We start from the raw sequence: 19,962 nt of genomic DNA on the forward strand, positions 1-19,962 counted from the left end.
GGACACCCCATGCTCCGCCGCTCATTCAATGCCCTCCTTCTCAGCCTCCCGCTTCTTACCGCCGCGCCCGCCTTCGCACAGGAAAAGCCGAAGGTGGTGACGACCTTCACCATCATCGCGGACATCGCGGCGAATGTGGCGGGCGACGCGGCGATAGTGGAATCCATCACCAAGCCGGGTGCGGAGATTCACAACTACCAGCCGACGCCGCGCGATATCCTGAAGGCGCAGGACGCCAGGCTTGTCCTCTGGAACGGCCTCAACCTCGAACTCTGGTTCCAGAAATTCCTCGCCAATCTCGGCGAAGTGCCGAACGTCACCGTCAGCGACGGCATCGAGCCGATGAGCATCGTGGAAGGTCCCTACCAGGGCAAGCCGAACCCGCATGCCTGGATGTCGCCGGACAATGCGCTTGTTTATGTCGAGAACATCCGCAAGGCGCTCGGCGCGCTCGATCCGGCCAATGCCGCGACCTACGACGCCAATGCCAAGGCCTATAGCGAGAAGATCAAGGCGCTGGGCGAGGAGATGAAGGCAAAGATCGGCGCATTGCCGGAAGAAAAGCGCTGGCTCGTCACTAGCGAGGGCGCCTTCAGCTATCTCACCCGCGATTTCGGCCTGAAGGAACTCTTCCTCTGGCCGATCAATGCCGACCAGCAGGGCACGCCCAAGCAAGTGAAGGCGGTGATCGACGCCGTGCGCGAGCACAATATCCATGTCGTCTTCAGCGAAAGCACCGTTTCCGCCGATCCCGCCAAGCAGGTCGCCGCCGAAACGGGCGCGGCCTTTGGCGGCATTCTCTATGTCGACTCGCTGAGCGAGGCGGACGGCCCCGTGCCGACCTATCTGGACCTCCTGCGCGTGACCTCGGAAACCATCGTGAAGGGTCTCTCGCAATGATGATGGGCGGCAAACCGAAGACGGTGGACGGCATCGTCGCCGAGGACGTGACCGTCACCTATCGCAACGGCCACACGGCGCTCACCCATGCCAGCTTCTCCGTGCCGAAGGGCACGATCACTGCGCTGGTCGGCGTCAACGGTGCAGGCAAGTCGACGCTCTTCAAGGCGATCATGGGCTTCGTGCCCGTCGCCGCCGGCGAGGTGACGATCCTCGGCCTTTCCGTGCGCGAGGCGCTGAAGAGAAACCTCGTCGCCTATGTGCCGCAGGCCGAGGAAGTCGACTGGACCTTCCCCGTGCTCGTCGAGGACGTGGTGATGATGGGCCGCTACGGCCATATGAACTGGCTGCGCATTCCGACGAAGCGCGACCACGAGATGGTCGAGGAGGCGCTGTCGCGCGTCAACATGACCGCCTATCGCAAGCGCCAGATCGGCGAGCTTTCGGGCGGGCAGCGCAAGCGCGTCTTCCTCGCCCGGGCGCTGGCGCAGGAGGGGCAGGTGATCCTGCTCGACGAGCCCTTCACCGGTGTCGACGTGACCACCGAGGAGCAGATCGTCGACCTGCTCGGCAAGCTGCGCGACGAGGGCCGCGTCATGCTCGTCTCCACCCACAATCTCGGCAGCGTGCCCGACTTCTGCGACCGCACGGTCTTCGTCAAGGGCACCGTCATCGCCTCCGGTCCGACGGCCGAGACGTTCACGGAGGCCAATCTGGAGCGCGCCTTCGGCGGCGTGCTGCGCCATTTCATCCTCGGCGGCCAGGACCTGCACGACGACGAGGACAGGCGCACCGTCAAGGTCATCACCGACGACGAGCGCCCCTTTGTCATCTATGGCGAGGAGGAAAAGCGGTGATCGACACGCTGCTGGAACCCTTCGGCTACGGCTACATGGTCAACGCCATGTGGGTGAGCGCGCTGGTCGGCTGCATCTGCGGCTTCCTTTCGGCCTATCTCATGCTCAAGGGCTGGTCGCTGATCGGCGACGCGCTCTCGCATTCCATCGTGCCGGGCGTCGCCGGGGCCTATATGCTGGGCCTGCCGTTTGCGGCCGGCGCCTTCCTTTCCGGCGGGCTCGCCGCCGCCGCGATGCTCTTCCTCAATCGCCAGACGCAGCTCAAGGAGGATGCGATCATTGGCATGATCTTCTCCTCCTTCTTCGGCCTCGGCCTCTTCATGGTCTCGCTCTCGCCGACGCCGGTGAACATCCAGACCATCGTGCTCGGCAATATCCTCGCCGTCACGCCGGAGGATACGCTCCAGCTCGCGATCATCGGCGCGGTGACGCTCGTCGTCCTCCTGTTCAAGTGGAAGGACCTGATGGTGGCCTTCTTCGACGAGAACCACGCCCGTTCCATCGGCCTTAACCCGACAGGCCTGAAAATCCTGTTCTTCACGCTGCTCAGCGCCTCGACGGTCGCGGCCATGCAGACGGTTGGCGCTTTCCTCGTCGTCGCCATGGTGGTGACGCCGGGCGCGACGGCCTATCTCCTGACCGACCGCTTCCAGCGCCTCATCGTCATCGCCGCTGCGCTCGGCGCGGGCACCAGTATCACCGGCGCCTACCTTTCCTATTTCCTCGACGGGGCGACCGGCGGCATCATCGTGGTGCTCCAGACGGCGCTCTTCCTTCTCGCCTTCCTCTTCGCCCCGAAGCACGGCCTCATCGCTGCTCGCCGCAGGAGCCGGCTGGCGCTTGAAAACACGGGGAGCATCCAGCCATGAACGAGACGCTCGAACTCGCGCTCCTGCCCTTCCAGCTCGCCTTCATGCAGAACGCCTTCCTGGTGACGCTGATGATCGCCGTGCCCATGGCGCTGCTCTCCTGCTATCTCGTGCTGAAAGGCTGGTCGCTGATGGGCGATGCGGTCTCGCATGCCGTCCTTCCCGGCGTCGTCATCGCCTATGTCGCCGGCCTGCCCTTTGCGGCGGGCGCTTTCGTCGCCGGCCTCTTCTGCGCGCTTGCCGCCGGCTATCTCAAGGACAACAGCCGGGTGAAGGAGGACACGATCCTCGGCATCGTCTTTTCCGGCATGTTCGCGCTCGGCCTCGTGCTCTATGTGAAAATCCAGCCGGATATCCATCTCGACCATATCCTCTTCGGAGACATGCTCGGCATCGCAATTCCCGACCTCGTGGAAACCGCAGCCATCGCCAGCGCCGCGACCGCCTTCATCCTCCTCTTCCGCAAGGACCTGCTGGTGCAGGCCTTCGACCGGCAGCACGCCTCGGCCATCGGCCTGCCGGTACGGCTGCTGCATTACGGGCTGCTGGCCGTGCTCTCGCTCGTCGTGGTCGGCGCGCTGAAGGCGGTCGGCATCATCCTAGCCGTCGCCATGCTGGTCGCGCCCGGCGCGATTGCCGCCCTTCTCACGCGGCGTTTTCCGAGCATGCTGATGGTTGCGGTCGCCGTCGCCGTCGGCGCATCCTTCTTCGGCATCTGGCTGAGCTTCATCATCGACAGCGCACCTGCGCCGACCATCGTGCTCCTCATGTCCGCGCTCTTCGTCTTCGCCTTCCTCCGGCGCATGCTGGAAAACCGCCGCCCCGCGCCAGAGGTGTGAACGCGGCCGCCGTTCGGTCGACACAGGTCCGGTTTCCGTCTATCGTCCGCCGCGAACGGCCGGCCTGCTTCGGTCGGAAAAACGACAAACACGACGGGACGGCATGGCGCATATCGGTATCGTCGGCGGCGGCCTCATGGGCTGCGCCACAGCGCTCAATCTCATGGAACAGGGCCACAGCGTCACCGTCCTCGAGCGGGATGCGGGCGGCCTGCCGGCCTCGGTCGGCAATGCGGGCATCCTCGCGGTGCCCGAAATCGATCCGCTCGCGCGGGCGGACATGCTGCTCTCCGTGCCGAAATGGCTGCTCGATCCGCTGGGACCGCTGACGCTGCGCTGGCAGGACCTGCCGGCGCTGACGCCCTGGCTCATCCGCTTCCTGCTCTCGGCCCGCCCCGCAACGGCGGCGGCAGGCCGCGCCGCGCTGCTGACGCTGATGAAGACGGCCGAGGCCGACCATATCCGCCTCGGCGCTTTCGCCGGCATTTCCGGCCACATCCGCGATACCGGTGCAATGACGGTGTTCGACAGCGTCGCGGCCCGCGACAGGATCTTCGCCCACGAGACCGAGAATGCCAGGCTGATCGGCTGCAATGTCGAAAAACTGGACGTGGAGGAAGCCCGCCGCCGCGTACCCGCGTTACAGGGCGCTTTCGCCGGCGCAATCTTCAACGACGGCCACAAGACCTTCGACTATCCGCTGACCTTCCTGCGCCGGCTGCAGGCTGCGCTGCGCGAACGCGCGACGCTTCTCGACGCCACCGTCTCCTCGGTGGCGCAGGCGCAGGACGGTGTCGTCGTGCGCACCGAGGGCGGCCGGGAGTTCACCTTCGACAGGCTGGTCATCGCAGCCGGCGTCTGGTCACGCCGCTTCGTCGCCGATCTCGGTCTGAAGGTGCTGCTGGAAACCGAGCGCGGTTACAACACGACCTTCACGAACCCGTCGACCACACTGGAAATGCCGGTCTTCTTCTCCGAGCACGGCTTCGTCGCGACCCCCTTCGAGAATGCCCTGCGCATCGGCGGCGCGGTGGAGCTTGCCTCGCCGGACGCGCCCGCCAACTACAAACGCGCCGCCGCCATGCGAAAGAAGATGCGTCGCTACGTGCCCGATCTCCAGGAAGAAGGTGGCACGGAATGGATGGGACGGCGTCCCTCGACGCCGGATTCGCTTCCCGTCATCAGCCTGCATCCCCGCGACCCGCGCGTCGCCTTTGCCTTCGGCCACGGCCATGTCGGCCTGACGCTCTCAGCGACGACCGGCCGCCATGTCGCGCGTCTCATTTCCGGCGAGAGCGACGCCGCGCTCGCTCCCTTCTCCATCGCCCGCTTCCAGTAAACGCCCCAAACGACACAGAAAGAATCCCACCGTGCACAAGGTCATTTTCGATACGGATCCCGGCGTCGACGACGCCATGGCGCTTCTCTTCCTGCACAATCATCCCGAAATCGACCTCATCGGCATCACCACCGTCTTCGGCAATGCCGCCATCGAGACCACGACGCGCAACGCGCTGTTCCTCAAGCGCGAATGGGGCATCGGCGCGCCGGTCGCCCGCGGCGAGGGCAAGACCTACAATCCGATGCGCAACCCCGTCGACTGGCCGGTGATGATCCACGGCCATGACGGCCTCGGCAATATCGATGTGCCGGAAACGATCGACCTGCCCGTCGATCCGCGCCCGGCGCACCGCTTCATCATCGAGACCGTCAGGGCCAATCCCGGCGAGGTGACGCTGATCGCCGTCGGGCGCATGTCGAACCTTGCCTATGCGCTGAAGGAAGACCCGGAGATCGCCGGCCTCGTCAGAGAGGTCATCATCATGGGCGGCGCCTTCGACGTGCCGGGCAACATCACGCCCGCCGCCGAAGCCAATATCCACGGCGATCCGGAAGCCGCCGACGTGGTGATGGGCGCGGCCTGGAAGGTGATCGTCGTCGGCCTCGACGTGACGATGAAGACCGTGATGACACGCAAGCGCCTTGCGGAACTGACCGCGAAGAACGGCAAGCACCTCAAGCTACTCTCCGACATTTCGCAGTTCTATATCGATTTCTACGGCCAGCACGTTAAGGACGAGGGCATGGTGGTGCACGACAGCTGCGCCTGCATCTACCTCGTCGCGCCGGAACTCTTCGAAACGCGCCCCGGCGCGATCCGCGTCGTCGCCGGCGGCATCGCCGACGGCCAGACCATCCAGAAACCCGACGCCCGCAGCTTCCCGCCCGGCAACTGGGACGGCCTGCCGAGCCAGCACGCCTGCATCGGCATCGATGCGGCAAAGGTGATGGCGCTGCTGGACGAGACGCTGGTGCGCTGAAGCGGGCGTAACCGCCCCTCACCCTCACCTGCCTTTATGACACCGGTGCAACATCCCTTCTCCCCGTTTGCGGGGAGAAGGCCCCGGCAGGGGGATGAGGGGCCGTTCCTCCGCGTCAGCCCCCTGTCGCCGGCAATTGCCAGTCGATCGGCGTGCGGCCATGCTTTTCGAGGAATTCGTTCGCCTTGGAGAACGGCCGCGTGCCGAAGAAGCCGTTATGCGCCGAGAGCGGCGAGGGATGCGGCGAACGCAGCACGAGATGACGGCTCTTGTCGACGAAGGCCGCCTTCTTCTGCGCGTAGGAACCCCAGAGGATGAAGACGACGGGCTTTTCCTGCTCGTTGACGGCGCGGATGACGGCATCCGTGAAGCGCTCCCAGCCTCGGCCCTGATGGGAGGCCGCGCGGCCCATCTCCACCGTCAGCACGCTGTTGAGCAGCAGCACGCCCTGTTTCGCCCAATGTTCGAGAAAGCCATGACGAGCCGGTGCAATGCCGAGGTCCGACTGCATTTCCTTGTAGATGTTGACGAGCGAGGGCGGGGTGCGCACGCCCGGCTGCACGGAAAAGCACAGTCCATGCGCCTGCCCCTCGCCATGATAGGGATCCTGCCCGAGGATGACGACGCGCACCTCGTCGAGCGGCGTCAGGTCGAGCGCGCGGAAATATTCCGCGCCCTTCGGGAAGATGCGCCGTCCCTCCTGCCTCTGCTCCATCAGGAAAGCCTTCAACTCGGCCATGTAGGGGCTGGAGAATTCCGCCGCCAGCGGAGCCTTCCAGCTCTCGCCGATCTTTACGTCGCTCGCCGCCATCGTCCGCTCCCGTCCTCAATGTCGAAAGCCGCAGTCTAGCGCCGGATGACGGCAAGGACCGGCCGCGCGGCCGGTCATCCACAGCTAATCTCAGGCGACGCCGAGCACCGTCATGAGGCTTTTCATACGCGCGGCTGCAAGATCTGGCCTGTCGAGCACATTCGCCCGGTCGGCAAGGCGGAAGACATCGGCATAGTGCGTGACACCGCGCGCCGACTGCATGCCGGCCGGCATTGTGAAATGATCCTGATGGCCGTTCAGCCAAGCCAGGAAGACGACGCCCGCCTTGTAATATTGCGTCGGCGCCTCGAAAATCTTGCGTGAGAGCGGCACGGTCGGCTCGATGACGGCGCGGAAGGTGGCGACATCGCCAGCCGCCAGAGACGCCAGCGCCTTCGAGGCCTGAGGCGCGACCGCATCGAAGATGCCGAGCAGCGCGTGGCTGTACCTGCGCCCGTCACCCTCGATCAATTCGGCATAGTTGAAATCGTCACCGGTGAAGCAGAGTACGCCCTCCGGCAGGCGGTTGCGCAGCGCCACCTCATAAGCGTTGTCGAGCAGCGAGATCTTGATGCCTTCCACCTTGTCGCGGTTCTCCGCGATGATCGACAGCACCGCATCGAGCGCCGGCTCGAAGGCCTCCGACCCCCAATAGCCCTTGAGCTGCGGATCGAACATGTCGCCGAGCCAGTGCAGCACGACCTTGTCTTTCGCCTGGCCGAGAATGCGGCCGTAGACCTTGCGGTAATCGTCGGGCGATTGCGCGATGCGGGCCAGCGCGCGGCTCGCCATCATGATCGCCCGGCCGCCGTGCTTTTCCACGAAACCGACCTGCTCCTCGTAGGCCCTCACAACATCGTCCAGCGAACGGGCGTCGATAGGGTTGAGGTGGTCCGTGCCCGCACCGCAGGCAAGGTCGGCGCCCGGCACCGTCTTCGCCTCGGCAAGCGACCGGCGGATCAACTCCTGCGCGCCGGCCCAGTCGAGGCCCATGCCGCGCTGGGCCGTATCCATCGCCTCGGCAATGCGGAAGCCGAGCGACCAGAGATGATGCCGGAAGGCCATCGTGCGCTCCCAGTCCACCGCCGGCGCCTCCCAAGGCCGCGTGTCGCGGCGCGGATCGGAAACCACATGGGCGGCGGCATAGGCGATGCGGTTGAAACGCGGGACAGCGGCGGGGCGCTCCGTCGGCGCGCCCACAAGCGTATAGGCTTCGACGCCACCATCGGCGCGCGGCAGGGAAAGGCTGATCGGCATGGCGTCCTCCCGAGAGTTTAGAAGGGCAATAATTTAGATCGTTCCAAATTTCAAGGGTGATTTTGAGGGCAGCGCTCGGCGCACGGAGAAGATCAATACGCTACGGACGCCGCCGAGACCAGTGGGTTTGCATGAGCGGGAGGTGAAGATAGAAAGCAGTCGAAGCCGGCACGCCATCGCCCGAATTCACGCTTGACAAATTTGGAACGATCCAATTAATTACCCAACAACAAGCGGGCCATTACACCCGCGCAGGGAGGATTATCGTGAACAAGAGCCGGGTGACCGTTGTCGATATTGCGCGCGCCGCCGGCGTGTCGAAATCGACCGTGTCGCTCGTCCTGCAGGCGAGCCCCCTCGTCAACGAGGCGACGCGCGCCAGGGTGAACGCGGTCATCCGCGAGCTCGGCTATGTCTACAATCGCGGCGCGGCGAACCTGCGCCAGGCCGCCGCCTCACGGATCATCGGCATCATCGTCAACGACCTCACCAACTCCTTCTTCGCGGAGCTTGCCGTCGGCATGGACATGGTCATGCAGTCGGCCGGCTATGTGCAGTTCCTGTCGAACTCCGCCGAAAGCGTCGATCGCCAGCGCGAGGTCATCGCCTCCATGCGCGAGCACGGCATCGCCGGCCTCATCCTCTCGCCCGCCCGCGGCACGGAAGCGGCGGACCTCAAGCAGCTCACCGCTAGCGGCATTCCCGTCGTCGCCGTGGTGCGCAATGTGGTGGGTGCGAAGGTCTCCTCGCTCTTTTCCGATAATTATGCCGGCGCGAAGGATGCCGTGCGGCACCTTATCTCGCTCGGCCACCGCCGCATCGCTTTCCTCGGCGGCATCGCCAATACGACGGTCTTCACCGAGCGCGTCGAGGGCTGGCGCGACGCGCTGGCCGAAGCCGGCCTCGAGGCACCGGATGCGCTGGTCATCGGCACGACGGCCTCGCGCGCCGGGGGCGTCGCGGCCATCGAGCGCGCGCTGCTCTTGCCCGACCAGCCGACGGCCGCCCTCTGCTTCAACGACGCGGCCGCCTTCGGCGTCTGCGACGGGCTGCGCGCCGGCGGCAAGGAACCCGGCCGTGATTTCGGCGTGGTCGGCTTCGACGACGTAATCGAGGCCGAGACCGCCGTACCGGCGCTGACGACCGTCTCCGTCGATCCGCAGGGCATGGGCCGGCGGGCGGCGCAGCTTCTCCTGAAACAGATCAATGCCGGCCGGGCGGAACCCGAAGCCATCGTCAGCTCCGTGCGCCTCGTCGTGCGCGAAAGCTGCGGCGCCGGCCGCAAGACGAAGAGGATGTCGGCATGACGCGCTGGGGATTGATCGGGGCGAGCACGATCGCGAAGGAATGGGTGATCGGTGCGATCCGCGCGACGGGCGGCGAAGTCGTCTCCGTCATGAGCACCAGCGCGGAACGCGGCAAGGCCTATGCGGCCGAACAGGGCATCGCGAAGTCTGTGGCGACACTCGATGCGCTGGTGAACGATCCCGAGATCGACGCCGTCTACATCTCCACCACCAACGAGCTGCACCGCGATCAGGCGCTGGCCGCCGCGAAGGCCGGCAAGCATATCCTCTGCGAAAAGCCGCTCGCCATGGCTCTGGAGGATGCCCGGGCCATGGTGAAGGCCGCGAAGGATGCCGGCGTCGTCATGGCGACCAACCATCACCTGCGCAACGCCGCCACGCACCGGGCGATGCGCGAGGCGATCAAGGCCGGCCGTATCGGCACGCCGCTTGCCGCCCGCGTCTTCCACGCCGTCTACCTGCCGCCGCACCTGCAGGGCTGGCGGCTCGACAAGCCGGAAGCCGGCGGCGGCGTGATCCTCGACATCACCGTGCACGATGCCGATACGCTGCGCTTCGTGCTGGATAGCGACCCTGTGGAGGCCATTGCCTTCTCGCAGGCCGGCGGCATGGGCCAGGCCGGGCTGGAGGATGCCGCCATGGGCGTGCTGCGTTTCGAGAACGGCGTCATCGCCCAGTTCCACGACGGTTTCACCACGAAATTCGCCGAAACGGGCCTCGAGGTGCACGGCACGGACGGCTCGCTGATCGGCCGCAACGTGATGACGCAGCGCGCCGTGGGCACGGTGACGCTCCGCGATGCGGAAGGCGAACACGACCTGCCGCTCGACCATAAAAATCTCTACGAAACCGCCCTTTCCGCCTTCCACGCCGCCGTCGCCGGCAAGGGGCAGCCCTCCGCCACGGGCGAGGACGGCGTCTGGTCGCTGGCGACCGGCCTTGCCGTCGTCGAGGCGGCCCGCACGGGCAAGGCCGTCCGCATCGAAACCGGATTCTGAAGCATCATGAGCAAGCATATCACCCCGCGCCAGGCCGCAGACCTCATTCCCGACGGGGCCGTCGTCTCGGTCTCCTCCTCCTCCGGCCTCGGCTGCCCGGACCTGACGCTGAAGGCCATCGGCGAGCGTTTCGATGAGACCGGCCACCCGCGGAACATCACGACGCTGCACCCCATCGCGGCCGGCGACATGAGCGGCATCAAGGGCATCGACTACATCGCCAGGCAGGGCCTGCTCGCCAAGGTGCTGGCCGGTTCCTATCCGTCCGGCCCGTCCTCCTCCGAGCCGCCGCTGATCTGGCAGATGATTACCGGCAACGAGATCCCCGCCTACAACGTCCCCTCCGGCATCCTCTTCGACATGCATCGCGAAGCCGCCGCAAAGCGCCCCGGCGTCATCACCAAGGTCGGGCTCGATACCTTCGTCGATCCGAGCCGCGAGGGCTGCGCGATGAACGACAAGGCGGCGGCCGAAGCTGTCGTCGAGAAGATCACCTTCGGCGGCGAGGAGTGGCTGTACTTCAAGGCCATCGCGCCACAGGTCGCCATCATCCGCGCCACCACCGCGGACGAGCGCGGCAACCTCACCTACGAGCATGAAGGGGCCTATCTCGGTGGCCTCGACCAGGCGCTCGCCGCCCGCAACAATGGCGGCATCGTCATTGCGCAGGTCAAGCGCCTCGCCAAGGAAGGCTCGCTGAAGCCGCATGACGTGCGCGTGCCGGGCGTTCTGGTCGATTACATCGTGGTCGATCCCGAGCAGAAGCAGACGACGCAGACGCTCTACGATCCCGCCATTTCGGGCGAGATCTTCCGGCCGCTCGACAGTTTCCGTGTTCCGGAATTCAACATCCAGAAGGTCATCGCCCGCCGGGTGGCCGAGGAGCTCGAGGCCGGCAGCGCCGTCAATCTCGGCTTCGGCATTTCCGCCAATGTGCCGCGCATCCTCATGGAGGAGGGCCTGCACGGGGCCGTCACCTGGGTGATCGAACAGGGTGCCGTCGGCGGCGTGCCGCTGCTCGACTTCGCCTTCGGCTGCGCCTCCAATGCCGATGCCTTCATGCCCTCGCCCTACCAGTTCACCTATTTCCAGGGCGCAGGCTTCGACGCCTCGCTGCTCTCCTTCCTGGAGATCGGCAGGGACGGATCGGTCAACGTTTCCAAGCTCTCCTTCCGCCCGCATGTGACGGCCGGCTGCGGCGGCTTCGTCGACATCACGGCGCGGGCGAAGAAGGTCGTCTTCTCGGGCATGTTCAATGCCGGCGCGAAGCTCACTATAGCGGACGGCAAGCTCGTCATCGAAAAGGAAGGCAAGCTCAAGAAGCTGGTCAACGCGGTCGAGCACGTCACGTTCTCCGGCCCGCGCGGCGTGGCGCAGGGACAGAACATCACCTATGTCACCGAGCGCTGCGTGATGAAGCTGACGCCCGAGGGCATCGTGCTCACCGAGATCGCGCCGGGCGTCGACCTCAAGACGCATATCCTCGACCAGTCGGAATTCCCGCTGATCGTCTCGCCGGGCCTCAAGGTGATGGATGCACGCCTATTCACCGATGCGCCGATCGGCCTGACATTGCCCAACAAGGCGCCGCGCCGGCTTGCGGGGGCGAACCATGGCTGAGCCGCGCATCCGCATCGCTATTGACGGCCCCGTCGCGACGATATCGGTCGCGCGGCCGGAAAAGCTGAACGCCTTCGATATCGACATGCTGAAGGAGCTTTCCGCCGCCTGCGATACGGTGGAAGCCAATGCGGCCGTGCGCGTCGCCATTCTCACCGGCGAGGGCAAGGCCTTTTCCGCCGGCGGCGACATCCGCGCCTGGGCGGGCATGGAAGCCAACGAATTCGGCCACGCCTGGGTGCGCTTCGGCCACCGCGTCTTCGAGCGGCTGGCGACGTTGCGCATGCCGCTGGTCGCCGCCGTCAACGGCCATGCGCTGGGTGGCGGACTGGAACTGGCTGCTGCCGCCGATATCCGCATTGCCGAGACGCAGGTGAAGATCGGCCTGCCGGAAGCCGGCCTTGGCATGGTGCCCGGCTGGTCCGGCACGCAGCGGCTGGTGAAGCGTTTCGGCGCGCAGGCGGTGCGGCGCATGCTGCTGGGCGGCGAGGTGCTGACGGCGGAGGAAGCGGCAACGCTCGGCATCGTCGATCAGGTCGTTGAGACCGGAACGGCCGTCGAAGCCGCCCGGGCCTACGCGGCGCGCATCGCCGCGCGCGGGCCGGCGGCGACGGAGATTTCCAAGCTGATGATTTCGGTGGCGAATGGCGAGGACAACGGCGCGGCGGTGGAAGCCCTCGGCTCCATCCTCGTCGCTAAGACCGGGGACCTCAAGGAAGGCGTCGCCGCCTTCACGGGAAAACGCCCCGCAGACTTCAAGGGAGAATGGTAATGACCGCGCATGTGAAACCCAAGGCGCTCGACGATTTCAAGGCGCGCGATTTCCGCATGCTGATCGACGGCGTATGGACGGAAGGCGCCGGCAGCGCGCTCGAACGCGTCGCGCCGGGTCATGGCGTCGTCGTCAGCCGCTATCCGGCCGGCACGAAGGCCGATGCCGAGCGCGCCATCGCCGCCGCCCGCAAGGCCTTCGATGACGGTCCGTGGCCACGCATGACAGGTGCGGAGCGCTCCAACATCCTGCTGAGAGCCGCCGATCTCATCGCAGCGAAGGCCGACGAACTTGCCTTCCTCGACTGCATCGAAAGCGGCAAGCCGATCAGCCAGGCCAAGGGCGAGCTTGGCGGCGCGGCCGATATCTGGCGCTATGCCGCGGCACTGGCGCGCGATCTCCACGGCGAGAGCTACAACACGCTGGGCGAAGGCACGCTCGGCGTCGTGCTGCGCGAGGCGATCGGCGTCGTCTCGATCATCACGCCCTGGAACTTCCCCTTCCTGATCGTAAGCCAGAAATTACCATTCGCGCTCGCCGCCGGCTGCACGACGGTCGTCAAGCCTTCCGAGCTGACGTCAGGCTCGACGCTTCTTCTCGGTGAAATCCTCATCGAGGCCGGTGTGCCGGCCGGCGTCGTCAACATCGTCACCGGCACCGGCCCGGAAGTCGGCGCGCCGATGACGACGCATCCCGATGTCGACATGGTCTCCTTCACCGGCTCCACCGGTGTCGGCCGCCTGACCATGGCGAACGCCGCCCAGACCCTGAAGAAGGTGTCGCTGGAACTCGGCGGCAAGAACCCGCAGATCGTCTTCCCCGACGCCAATCTCGACGAATTCATCGACGCCGCCGTCTTCGGCGCCTATTTCAATGCCGGCGAATGCTGCAATGCCGGCTCGCGGCTGATCCTGCACAAGTCCATTGCAGCGGACGTGACCGCGCGCGTGGCGGAACTGGCGAAGAAGGTGAAGGTCGGCGATCCGCTCGACCCGACGACGCAGGTCGGCGCGATCATCACGCCGCAGCATCTCGAAAAGATCGGCACCTATGTCGATGGCGCGGCGAAGGCCGGGGCATCCGTCGCGCTCGGCGGGACTGCACTCGATCTCGGCCTCGGCCAGTTCATGGCGCCAACGATCCTGTCGGGCGTGAAGCCGGACATGGCGGTTGCCCGTGAAGAAGTGTTCGGCCCGGTCCTCTCCGTGCTGACCTTCGAGACCACGGACGAGGCGATCCGCATCGCCAACGCCATCGACTACGGCCTTTCGGCCGGCGTCTGGAGCCGCGATTTCGATACGTGCCTGACCATCGGCCGCAAGGTGCGCGCCGGCACGATCTGGATGAACACCTTCATGGACGGCGCGTCGGAACTGCCCTTCGGCGGCTACCGCCAATCCGGCCTCGGCCGCGAACTCGGCCGCCATGCGGTGGAGGACTATACGGAAACCAAGACGCTCAACATGCATATGGGCGCGCGCACCGGCTGGTGGATGCCGCGATGAACCAAAACATCTTCTCCATTGAAGGCGAGGACATTGAGCAGCGCCGGAAGCGCCGCTCGATCTCCCCCCTTGTGGGGGAGATGTCGCCGAAGGCGACAGAGGGGGGTAGCGGCGGCGCGGCAAACCGAACCGTTTCAGAAGGCGGTAAGCTCCACCCCCCTCTGCCCTGCCGGGCATCTCCCCCACAAGGGGGAAGATCGGCAGGCGGCAACCGCTGTGCCTCACGGCGTCGGGAAGCTGAATTGCGGGCTTTGCAGCAGGGTGAGATCCTCCACCGGCTCGCCGGCGATGCGCCGCAGCAGCAGCCGGCCCATGGCCTCGCCTGCCGCCGGCAGGTCCTCGTGGATGGTCTCGACCTTCGGCTGGATCTGGCTAAGCAGGCGCGAGGTCTGCTTGCCGACGATGTCATATTCCACGCCGAGCGAAAGCCCGTTGTCGCTCATGCCGGTGATGGTGGCGAGCGCGGAGACTTCGCCGGGACAGGTGATGCCGTCAGGAGGATCGGGTTCGCCGCTACGGCGGCGCATGGTGTCGCGGATCGTATCGGCGGGGCTGTCGAGGTCGAGCGTATCGGGAATCTCATAGGCGACGCCGGCCTCGCGCACGGCGGTCATGAAGCCGTGCAGCATATGCTGATGGAAGGTCAACCGCTTCGGCGGCAGGATGATCGTCACCTTGCGCCGACCCTTGGCGATGAGGCGCTTCGTCGCCTCGTAGGCGAAGGCGAAATTGTCGTAGTCGACGAAGGCATGCGGGGTGGAGAATTCCGTGCGACCGTGGGTGACGAAGGGAAAGCCGTTTTCCAGAAGCAGCCGCACGCGCGGGTCGAACGGCTCGGTGCGCGAGAAGATCAGGCCGTCGGCCATGCCGTTGCGGATGATGTAGTTGACCGCATCGACATTGCTGCCGTCGAGGAAATTCGGCGTGACGATGAGGTGGTAGGGCGTCGCCTGCAGCGCGCGCGCCAGGCCATGCATGATGGACGTGCCGAAGCCGAGGATTTCCTCGTGCGGGTCGAGAAGCACGGAAATGACATTGGTACGGCCGGTCTTGAGGCGCTGGGCCGCGCGGTCCGGCAGGTAGCCGATTTCGGCGGCAACCTCATGGACCCGGCGGCGCGTCGCCTCGGAAATCTGTGGCGCATTGCCGAGCGCACGGGAAACCGTGGTGATGGCAAGTCCCGTCATTTCCGCAATCGTCTTCAGCGTCGGCTTGCCGGCTCGAAGCATGCTGCGGGCGGGATCGTTGTCGGCGGGCTTGTCGATGCGGGACACGGATACGCTTCTTCGGATGGCGTCAGTCAATGGGCGGCACCATATCGACGCATCCGGCATTCGGCAATCTTGCGCCGCACAGAATTTAAAACGATTTCAGTGCGCCGCACAAAGCCGTTCGGAATGGCTTACATGCCTGCACTTCCGGAATTTACCGCATTTATCAAGAGAGCCTTCACCGCACTCCATCCCGGCTTGACTCCGCAAATTTACAACGTTTTAAATTGGCGCGGCGCTTTGAGCCATGGACCAAATTCCGACGTGCCTTCGGGCCTCGGGGAAATCGGCGGGAGGAGGCTCTCGCCCATGAACTTGCAAACGGGAGGAATACGATGCGCAAGTTTCTGACGACCACTGCAGCCATTGCAGTGCTGATGGGCATGGGTGGCACCGCCGCCCGCGCAGCCGAAAATGTGGAAGTCCTCCACTGGTGGACTTCGGGCGGTGAAGCCGCCGCGCTCGACGTTCTCAAGAAGGACCTCGAATCCAAGGGCATCACCTGGACCGACATGCCGGTTGCCGGCGGCGGCGGCACGGAAGCGATGACCGTCCTACGCGCCCGCGTCACGGCCGGCAACGCGCCGACCGCGGTGCAGATGCTCGGCTTCGACATTCTCGACTGGGCCAAGGAAGGCGCACTCGGCAATCTCGATGAAGTCGCCGCCAAGGAAGGCTGGGACAAGGTAATCCCGACCGCCCTGCAGCAGTTCTCCAAGTATGACGGCCACTGGATCGCCGCCCCGGTCAACGTTCACTCCACCAACTGGATGTGGATCAACAAGGCCGCGCTCGACAAGGCGGGCGGCAAGGAGCCGCAGAACTGGGATGAACTCGTCGCCCTTCTCGACAAGTTCAAGGAACAGGGCATCACGCCGGTCGCCCATGGCGGCCAGCCGTGGCAGGACGCGACGATCTTCGACGCGGTCGTGCTCTCCTTCGGCAACGACTTCTACAAGAAGGCCTTCATCGACCTCGATCCGGAAACGCTGGGCAGCGCCCAGATGAAGGAAGCCTTCGACCGCATGACGAAGCTGCGCTCCTACGTGGACGACAACTTCTCGGGCCGTGACTGGAACCTTGCTTCCGCCATGGTCATCGAAGGCAAGGCCGGCCTGCAGTTCATGGGTGACTGGGCAAAGGGCGAATTCATCAAGGCCGGCAAGAAGCCGGGCGGCGACTTCGTCTGCATGCGCTTCCCGGGCACGCAGGGCTCCGTGACCTTCAACTCCGACCAGTTCGCGATGTTCAAGGTTGCCGCCGAAAAGGTTCCGGCCCAACTCACCATGGCTTCCGCCATCGAGAGCCCGGCCTTCCAGTCGGCCTTCAACGTGGTTAAGGGTTCGGCCCCGGCCCGCACGGACGTCTCGGACGAGGCCTTCGATGATTGCGGCAAGAAGGCCATCAAGGACCTTGCCGAAGCCAACACCAACGGCACGCTGTTCGGCTCCATGGCCCACGGCCACGCAAACCCGGCCTCCGTCAAGAACGCGATCTACGACGTCGTGACCCGCCAGTTCAACGGCGAGCTTTCTTCCGAGGAAGCCGTGACGGAACTGAAGGCCGCCGTCGAGGCTGCAAAGTAAGCAACTGCCCCTCACCCGACCCTCTCCCCGTTCACGGGGAGAGGCAAACGGAGAGGCCACGGCAACATCCTTCTCCCCGCCTGCGGGGAGAAGGTGCCGGCAGGCGGATAAGGGGCGCGGCCCCGCCGCCGCAAACACACACAAACGGTGGTATCGACCATGGATAGCCGAAGCCGGCTGCAGGAGCTTCTGCCGAAGCTCGTGCTGGCACCCAGTTTCCTCATCGTGCTCGTCTTCGTCTACGGCTTCATCGCCTATACGGGCTTCCTGTCGCTGACGGACAGCAAGATGCTGCCCTCCTACAATTTCGTGGGGCTGAGCAACTATTCCAAGCTCTGGGCGCTGCCGCACTGGTGGCGGGCGATCTCCAACCTTGCGATCTTCGCCTCGCTCTATATCGTCATCTGCTCGGTGCTGGGCCTGGCGCTCGCCATCCTGCTCGACCAGAAGATCCGGGCGGAAGGCATCCTCAGGCCGATCTACCTCTATCCGATGGCGCTCTCCTTCATCGTGACGGGCACCGCCTGGAAATGGTTCCTCGACCCCGGCATCGGCCTTGAAAACACCATGCATCTGTGGGGCTGGGAGAGCTTCGCCTTCAACTGGATCAAGGACCGCAACTACGCCATCTACTGCGTGGTGATCGCCGCCGTCTGGCAATCCTCCGGCTTCGTCATGGCGATGTTCCTCGCCGGCCTTCGCGGCGTCGACAACGAGATCATCAAGGCCGCGCAGATCGACGGCGCGACGACGGGCACCATCTACCGCCGCATCATCATTCCATTGATGCGCCCCGTCTTCCTCTCCGCCTTCGTCGTGCTCGCCCACCTCGCCATCAAGGCCTACGACCTCGTCGTGGCGCTGACCGGCGGCGGGCCGGGACAGGCGACCGAACTGCCGGCGACCTTCATGTATTCCTACACCTTCACCCGCAACCAGATGGGCATCGGCGCCTCCTCGGCGATCATCATGCTGGTCATGATCTTCTCGATCATCATCCCCTATCTCTATTCCGAAATCCGCGGAGGCAAAGGCCGATGAGCGCTCCCAGCCCCGACAACATCATCACCCACGGCAAGTTGACGCGCGCCCTCATCTACACCGCCCTCATCCTCTTCGCGTTCTACTACCTGCTGCCGCTCTATGTGATGCTGGTGAATTCGCTGAAGCCGCTGGAGGAAATCCGCCAGGGCGGCATGCTGAATCTGCCGCAGCAATGGACGATCGAACCCTGGATCTCCGCCTGGTCGACGGCGCAGATCGGCGTGCAGCCGACGGGCCTTCGCCCCTTCTTCATCAACTCGATCCTGATGGTCGTGCCGGCCGTTGCGATCTCCACGATCATCGGCGCGCTGAACGGCTACGTGCTGACCAAGTGGCAGTTCAGGGGCTCGAACGTCTTCTTCGGCCTCTTGCTGCTCTCCTGCTTCATCCCGTTCCAGATCGTGCTCATTCCGATGGCGCGCATTCTCGGCATGGTCGGTCTGGCCGGCTCGATCTGGGGCCTCACCTTCGTGCACATCATCTACGGCCTCGGCTTCACGACGCTCTATTTCCGCAACTACTATGAGAACTTCCCGACCGAGCTGGTGCGCGCGGCGCAGATCGACGGAGCGAGCTTCTTCCAGATCTTCTACCGCATCCTGCTGCCCTCCTCCGGTCCGATCATCGTCGTCTCGGTCATCTGGCAGTTCACCAATATCTGGAACGACTTCCTGTTCGGCGCCTCCTTCTCCGGCGCGGACACGACGCCGATGACGGTGGCGCTCAACAACCTCGTCTCCTCCTCGACGGGCGTGAAGGAATACAACGTGCACTTTGCCGGCGCGATCCTCGCGGCCCTGCCCACCCTCATCGTCTACATCGTCTCCGGACGCTATTTCGTGCGCGGCCTGATGTCCGGCGCCGTGAAAGGATAACGCTCATGTCGTTCCTCAAGATCAGCAATCTGCGCAAGTCCTACGGTGCGCTGGAAATCCTGAAGGACATCAACCTGGAGATCGAGCAGGGCGGCTTCCTCGTGCTCGTCGGCCCCTCCGGCTGCGGCAAGTCCACGCTGCTCAACACCATCGCCGGGCTGGAGCCGATCTCCTCGGGCGACATCGCCATCGACGGGCGCTCGGTCGCAGGCCTGCACCCGTCCAAGCGCGACATCGCCATGGTGTTCCAGTCCTACGCGCTCTATCCGAACATGACGGTCGCCGGGAACATCGCCTTCGGCATGGAAATCCGAGGTGTTCCGAAGGAAGAGCGCGACAAGGCGATCAAGCAGGTCGCCGACATGCTGCAGATCGGCCATCTGCTGGAGCGCAAGCCCGGCCAGCTCTCGGGCGGCCAGCGCCAGCGCGTCGCCATGGGCCGGGCGCTAGTGCGTGACCCGAAGCTCTTCCTGTTCGACGAGCCGCTGTCGAACCTCGACGCCAAGCTGCGCGTCGACATGCGCACGGAAATCAAGCGCCTGCACCACCGCATGAAAACGACCATCGTCTACGTTACGCATGACCAGATCGAGGCGATGACGCTCGCCACCAAGATCGCCGTGCTGAAGGACGGCGTGCTGCAGCAGTTCGGCACGCCGGCGGAAATCTACAACAACCCGGCCAACACCTTCGTCGCCGATTTCATGGGCTCGCCCGCGATGAACCTGCTCAAGGGCAAGGTCGAGAACAACGGCTCCGGCCTTGCCGTCTCGCTCGCCCGCCATCAGGCCGAACCGCTGGTGCTCTCGGTGCCGAATGCCCCGGCCAGCCTTTCGGCCTATGGCGGCAAGGAAATCATCTTCGGTATCCGCCCGGAAGCGCTGACCGACCCTGATGGCGCGGACCGCAATGCACGCACCGTGGCCGAGGGCGACTGCCTGATCGAAGTGGTGGAGCCGGCCGGCGCCGATACCTTCGCCGTCACCCAGCTCGGCGGCAAGGAGATCGTCGCGCGGCTTCGCGCCGATGTGCGGATATCCGCCGGCCAGACCGCGCGCCTTGCCTTCAACCTCGACAAGGCGGTGTTCTTCGACCCCGCCAGCCAGCTTCGCATCGCCTGAGAACTTTCC

At 65.1% G+C, this 19,962-nt stretch carries 18 protein-coding genes; 15 read left to right on the top strand and 3 right to left on the bottom strand.

Going from position 1 to position 19,962, the window contains the following annotated elements:
* The first annotated feature begins 9 nt into the window (after window positions 1-9).
* From MOE34_RS15350 to MOE34_RS15375, 6 genes are all read left to right on the top strand, one after another.
* Window positions 10-900: a metal ABC transporter substrate-binding protein gene (locus MOE34_RS15350; protein ID WP_242218221.1), complete on the top strand. Its 891-nt coding sequence runs from the start codon at window positions 10-12 to the stop codon at window positions 898-900.
* Window positions 897-1,757 carry a manganese/iron ABC transporter ATP-binding protein gene (locus MOE34_RS15355; protein ID WP_431522390.1) on the top strand — a complete coding sequence of 287 codons (861 nt, stop codon included), beginning with the start codon at window positions 897-899 and terminating at the stop codon, window positions 1,755-1,757. Before MOE34_RS15350 ends, MOE34_RS15355 begins: the two co-directional genes overlap by 4 nt.
* Window positions 1,754-2,626 carry a metal ABC transporter permease gene (locus MOE34_RS15360; protein WP_277955653.1) on the top strand — a complete coding sequence of 291 codons (873 nt, stop codon included), beginning with the start codon at window positions 1,754-1,756 and terminating at the stop codon, window positions 2,624-2,626. The genes MOE34_RS15355 and MOE34_RS15360 overlap by 4 nt, the downstream gene beginning before the upstream one ends.
* Complete coding sequence (locus MOE34_RS15365; RefSeq protein ID WP_242218222.1) at window positions 2,623-3,465, top strand: metal ABC transporter permease; 843 nt, start codon at window positions 2,623-2,625, stop codon at window positions 3,463-3,465. Before MOE34_RS15360 ends, MOE34_RS15365 begins: the two co-directional genes overlap by 4 nt.
* 103 nt (window positions 3,466-3,568) lie before the next feature.
* Entirely contained in the window at window positions 3,569-4,804 is a 1,236-nt protein-coding gene (locus tag MOE34_RS15370; RefSeq protein ID WP_242218223.1) for an NAD(P)/FAD-dependent oxidoreductase, read from the top strand.
* A 31-nt stretch (window positions 4,805-4,835) separates the two neighbouring features.
* Window positions 4,836-5,786 (top strand): nucleoside hydrolase, encoded by a 951-nt coding sequence (locus MOE34_RS15375; RefSeq protein WP_242218225.1) that lies wholly within the window; start codon window positions 4,836-4,838, stop codon window positions 5,784-5,786.
* 115 nt (window positions 5,787-5,901) lie between these two features.
* Here MOE34_RS15375 and ung read toward each other — a convergent pair whose 3' ends face one another.
* Window positions 5,902-6,597 (bottom strand): uracil-DNA glycosylase, encoded by a 696-nt coding sequence (gene ung, locus MOE34_RS15380; RefSeq protein WP_242218227.1) that lies wholly within the window; start codon window positions 6,595-6,597, stop codon window positions 5,902-5,904.
* Window positions 6,598-6,687: 90 nt separating this feature from the next.
* Window positions 6,688-7,854, bottom strand: coding sequence for a dihydrodipicolinate synthase family protein (locus MOE34_RS15385; RefSeq protein ID WP_242218229.1), 1,167 nt, complete (start codon window positions 7,852-7,854; stop codon window positions 6,688-6,690).
* A 266-nt stretch (window positions 7,855-8,120) separates the two neighbouring features.
* Between MOE34_RS15385 and MOE34_RS15390 the strand changes: the two genes are divergently transcribed.
* From MOE34_RS15390 to MOE34_RS15410, 5 genes are read left to right on the top strand one after another with little or no spacing between them, the layout of a single operon-like run.
* A complete protein-coding gene (locus MOE34_RS15390) occupies window positions 8,121-9,161 on the top strand; it encodes a LacI family DNA-binding transcriptional regulator (protein ID WP_242218231.1) in 1,041 nt (346 codons plus the stop codon).
* On the top strand, window positions 9,158-10,159 hold the full coding sequence (locus tag MOE34_RS15395; RefSeq protein WP_242218232.1) for a Gfo/Idh/MocA family protein: 1,002 nt from the start codon (window positions 9,158-9,160) through the stop codon (window positions 10,157-10,159). The genes MOE34_RS15390 and MOE34_RS15395 overlap by 4 nt, the downstream gene beginning before the upstream one ends.
* A 6-nt stretch (window positions 10,160-10,165) precedes the next feature.
* On the top strand, window positions 10,166-11,779 hold the full coding sequence (locus tag MOE34_RS15400) for an acyl CoA:acetate/3-ketoacid CoA transferase (RefSeq protein WP_242218234.1): 1,614 nt from the start codon (window positions 10,166-10,168) through the stop codon (window positions 11,777-11,779).
* Entirely contained in the window at window positions 11,772-12,551 is a 780-nt protein-coding gene (locus MOE34_RS15405; RefSeq protein ID WP_242218235.1) for an enoyl-CoA hydratase/isomerase family protein, read from the top strand. Before MOE34_RS15400 ends, MOE34_RS15405 begins: the two co-directional genes overlap by 8 nt.
* Window positions 12,551-14,056: an aldehyde dehydrogenase family protein gene (locus MOE34_RS15410; protein WP_242218237.1), complete on the top strand. Its 1,506-nt coding sequence runs from the start codon at window positions 12,551-12,553 to the stop codon at window positions 14,054-14,056. The genes MOE34_RS15405 and MOE34_RS15410 overlap by 1 nt, the downstream gene beginning before the upstream one ends.
* A gap of 221 nt (window positions 14,057-14,277) precedes the next feature.
* On the opposite strand, the gene MOE34_RS15415 is transcribed toward MOE34_RS15410, so the two are convergent.
* The gene (locus MOE34_RS15415) at window positions 14,278-15,285 is read right to left on the bottom strand and encodes a LacI family transcriptional regulator (RefSeq protein WP_242224087.1); all 1,008 of its coding nucleotides are present in this window, start codon (window positions 15,283-15,285) and stop codon (window positions 14,278-14,280) included.
* 377 nt (window positions 15,286-15,662) lie between these two features.
* On the opposite strand from MOE34_RS15415, the gene MOE34_RS15420 reads away from it, so the two are divergent.
* The 4 genes from MOE34_RS15420 to MOE34_RS15435 all read left to right on the top strand — a co-directional run bounded on the left by MOE34_RS15420 (window position 15,663) and on the right by MOE34_RS15435 (window position 19,953).
* Complete coding sequence (locus MOE34_RS15420) at window positions 15,663-16,913, top strand: ABC transporter substrate-binding protein (RefSeq protein ID WP_242218239.1); 1,251 nt, start codon at window positions 15,663-15,665, stop codon at window positions 16,911-16,913.
* A 159-nt stretch (window positions 16,914-17,072) separates the two neighbouring features.
* Window positions 17,073-17,954 carry a carbohydrate ABC transporter permease gene (locus MOE34_RS15425; RefSeq protein ID WP_119256563.1) on the top strand — a complete coding sequence of 294 codons (882 nt, stop codon included), beginning with the start codon at window positions 17,073-17,075 and terminating at the stop codon, window positions 17,952-17,954.
* Window positions 17,951-18,832 (top strand): carbohydrate ABC transporter permease, encoded by an 882-nt coding sequence (locus MOE34_RS15430; RefSeq protein ID WP_242218241.1) that lies wholly within the window; start codon window positions 17,951-17,953, stop codon window positions 18,830-18,832. The genes MOE34_RS15425 and MOE34_RS15430 overlap by 4 nt, the downstream gene beginning before the upstream one ends.
* A gap of 5 nt (window positions 18,833-18,837) precedes the next feature.
* On the top strand, window positions 18,838-19,953 hold the full coding sequence (locus MOE34_RS15435; protein ID WP_242218243.1) for an ABC transporter ATP-binding protein: 1,116 nt from the start codon (window positions 18,838-18,840) through the stop codon (window positions 19,951-19,953).
* Window positions 19,954-19,962 lie beyond the last annotated feature (9 nt).

This window comes from Shinella zoogloeoides, from assembly GCF_022682305.1.
GTDB classification, from domain to species: domain Bacteria; phylum Pseudomonadota; class Alphaproteobacteria; order Rhizobiales; family Rhizobiaceae; genus Shinella; species Shinella zoogloeoides_B.

What these genes read in the sequence shown, in the direction of transcription:
- MOE34_RS15350 (WP_242218221.1), top strand. Translation starts at nt 10, where the DNA reads ATGCTCCGCCGCTCATTCAATGCCCTCCTTCTCAGCCTCCCGCTTCTT.
- MOE34_RS15355 (WP_431522390.1), top strand. Translation starts at nt 897, where the DNA reads ATGATGATGGGCGGCAAACCGAAGACGGTGGACGGCATCGTCGCCGAG.
- MOE34_RS15365 (WP_242218222.1), top strand. Translation starts at nt 2,623, where the DNA reads ATGAACGAGACGCTCGAACTCGCGCTCCTGCCCTTCCAGCTCGCCTTC.
- MOE34_RS15370 (WP_242218223.1), top strand. Translation starts at nt 3,569, where the DNA reads ATGGCGCATATCGGTATCGTCGGCGGCGGCCTCATGGGCTGCGCCACA.
- ung (WP_242218227.1), bottom strand. Translation starts at nt 6,597, where the DNA reads ATGGCGGCGAGCGACGTAAAGATCGGCGAGAGCTGGAAGGCTCCGCTG.
- MOE34_RS15385 (WP_242218229.1), bottom strand. Translation starts at nt 7,854, where the DNA reads ATGCCGATCAGCCTTTCCCTGCCGCGCGCCGATGGTGGCGTCGAAGCC.
- MOE34_RS15395 (WP_242218232.1), top strand. Translation starts at nt 9,158, where the DNA reads ATGACGCGCTGGGGATTGATCGGGGCGAGCACGATCGCGAAGGAATGG.
- MOE34_RS15400 (WP_242218234.1), top strand. Translation starts at nt 10,166, where the DNA reads ATGAGCAAGCATATCACCCCGCGCCAGGCCGCAGACCTCATTCCCGAC.
- MOE34_RS15405 (WP_242218235.1), top strand. Translation starts at nt 11,772, where the DNA reads ATGGCTGAGCCGCGCATCCGCATCGCTATTGACGGCCCCGTCGCGACG.
- MOE34_RS15410 (WP_242218237.1), top strand. Translation starts at nt 12,551, where the DNA reads ATGACCGCGCATGTGAAACCCAAGGCGCTCGACGATTTCAAGGCGCGC.
- MOE34_RS15415 (WP_242224087.1), bottom strand. Translation starts at nt 15,285, where the DNA reads ATGCTTCGAGCCGGCAAGCCGACGCTGAAGACGATTGCGGAAATGACG.
- MOE34_RS15420 (WP_242218239.1), top strand. Translation starts at nt 15,663, where the DNA reads ATGCGCAAGTTTCTGACGACCACTGCAGCCATTGCAGTGCTGATGGGC.
- MOE34_RS15425 (WP_119256563.1), top strand. Translation starts at nt 17,073, where the DNA reads ATGGATAGCCGAAGCCGGCTGCAGGAGCTTCTGCCGAAGCTCGTGCTG.
- MOE34_RS15430 (WP_242218241.1), top strand. Translation starts at nt 17,951, where the DNA reads ATGAGCGCTCCCAGCCCCGACAACATCATCACCCACGGCAAGTTGACG.
- MOE34_RS15435 (WP_242218243.1), top strand. Translation starts at nt 18,838, where the DNA reads ATGTCGTTCCTCAAGATCAGCAATCTGCGCAAGTCCTACGGTGCGCTG.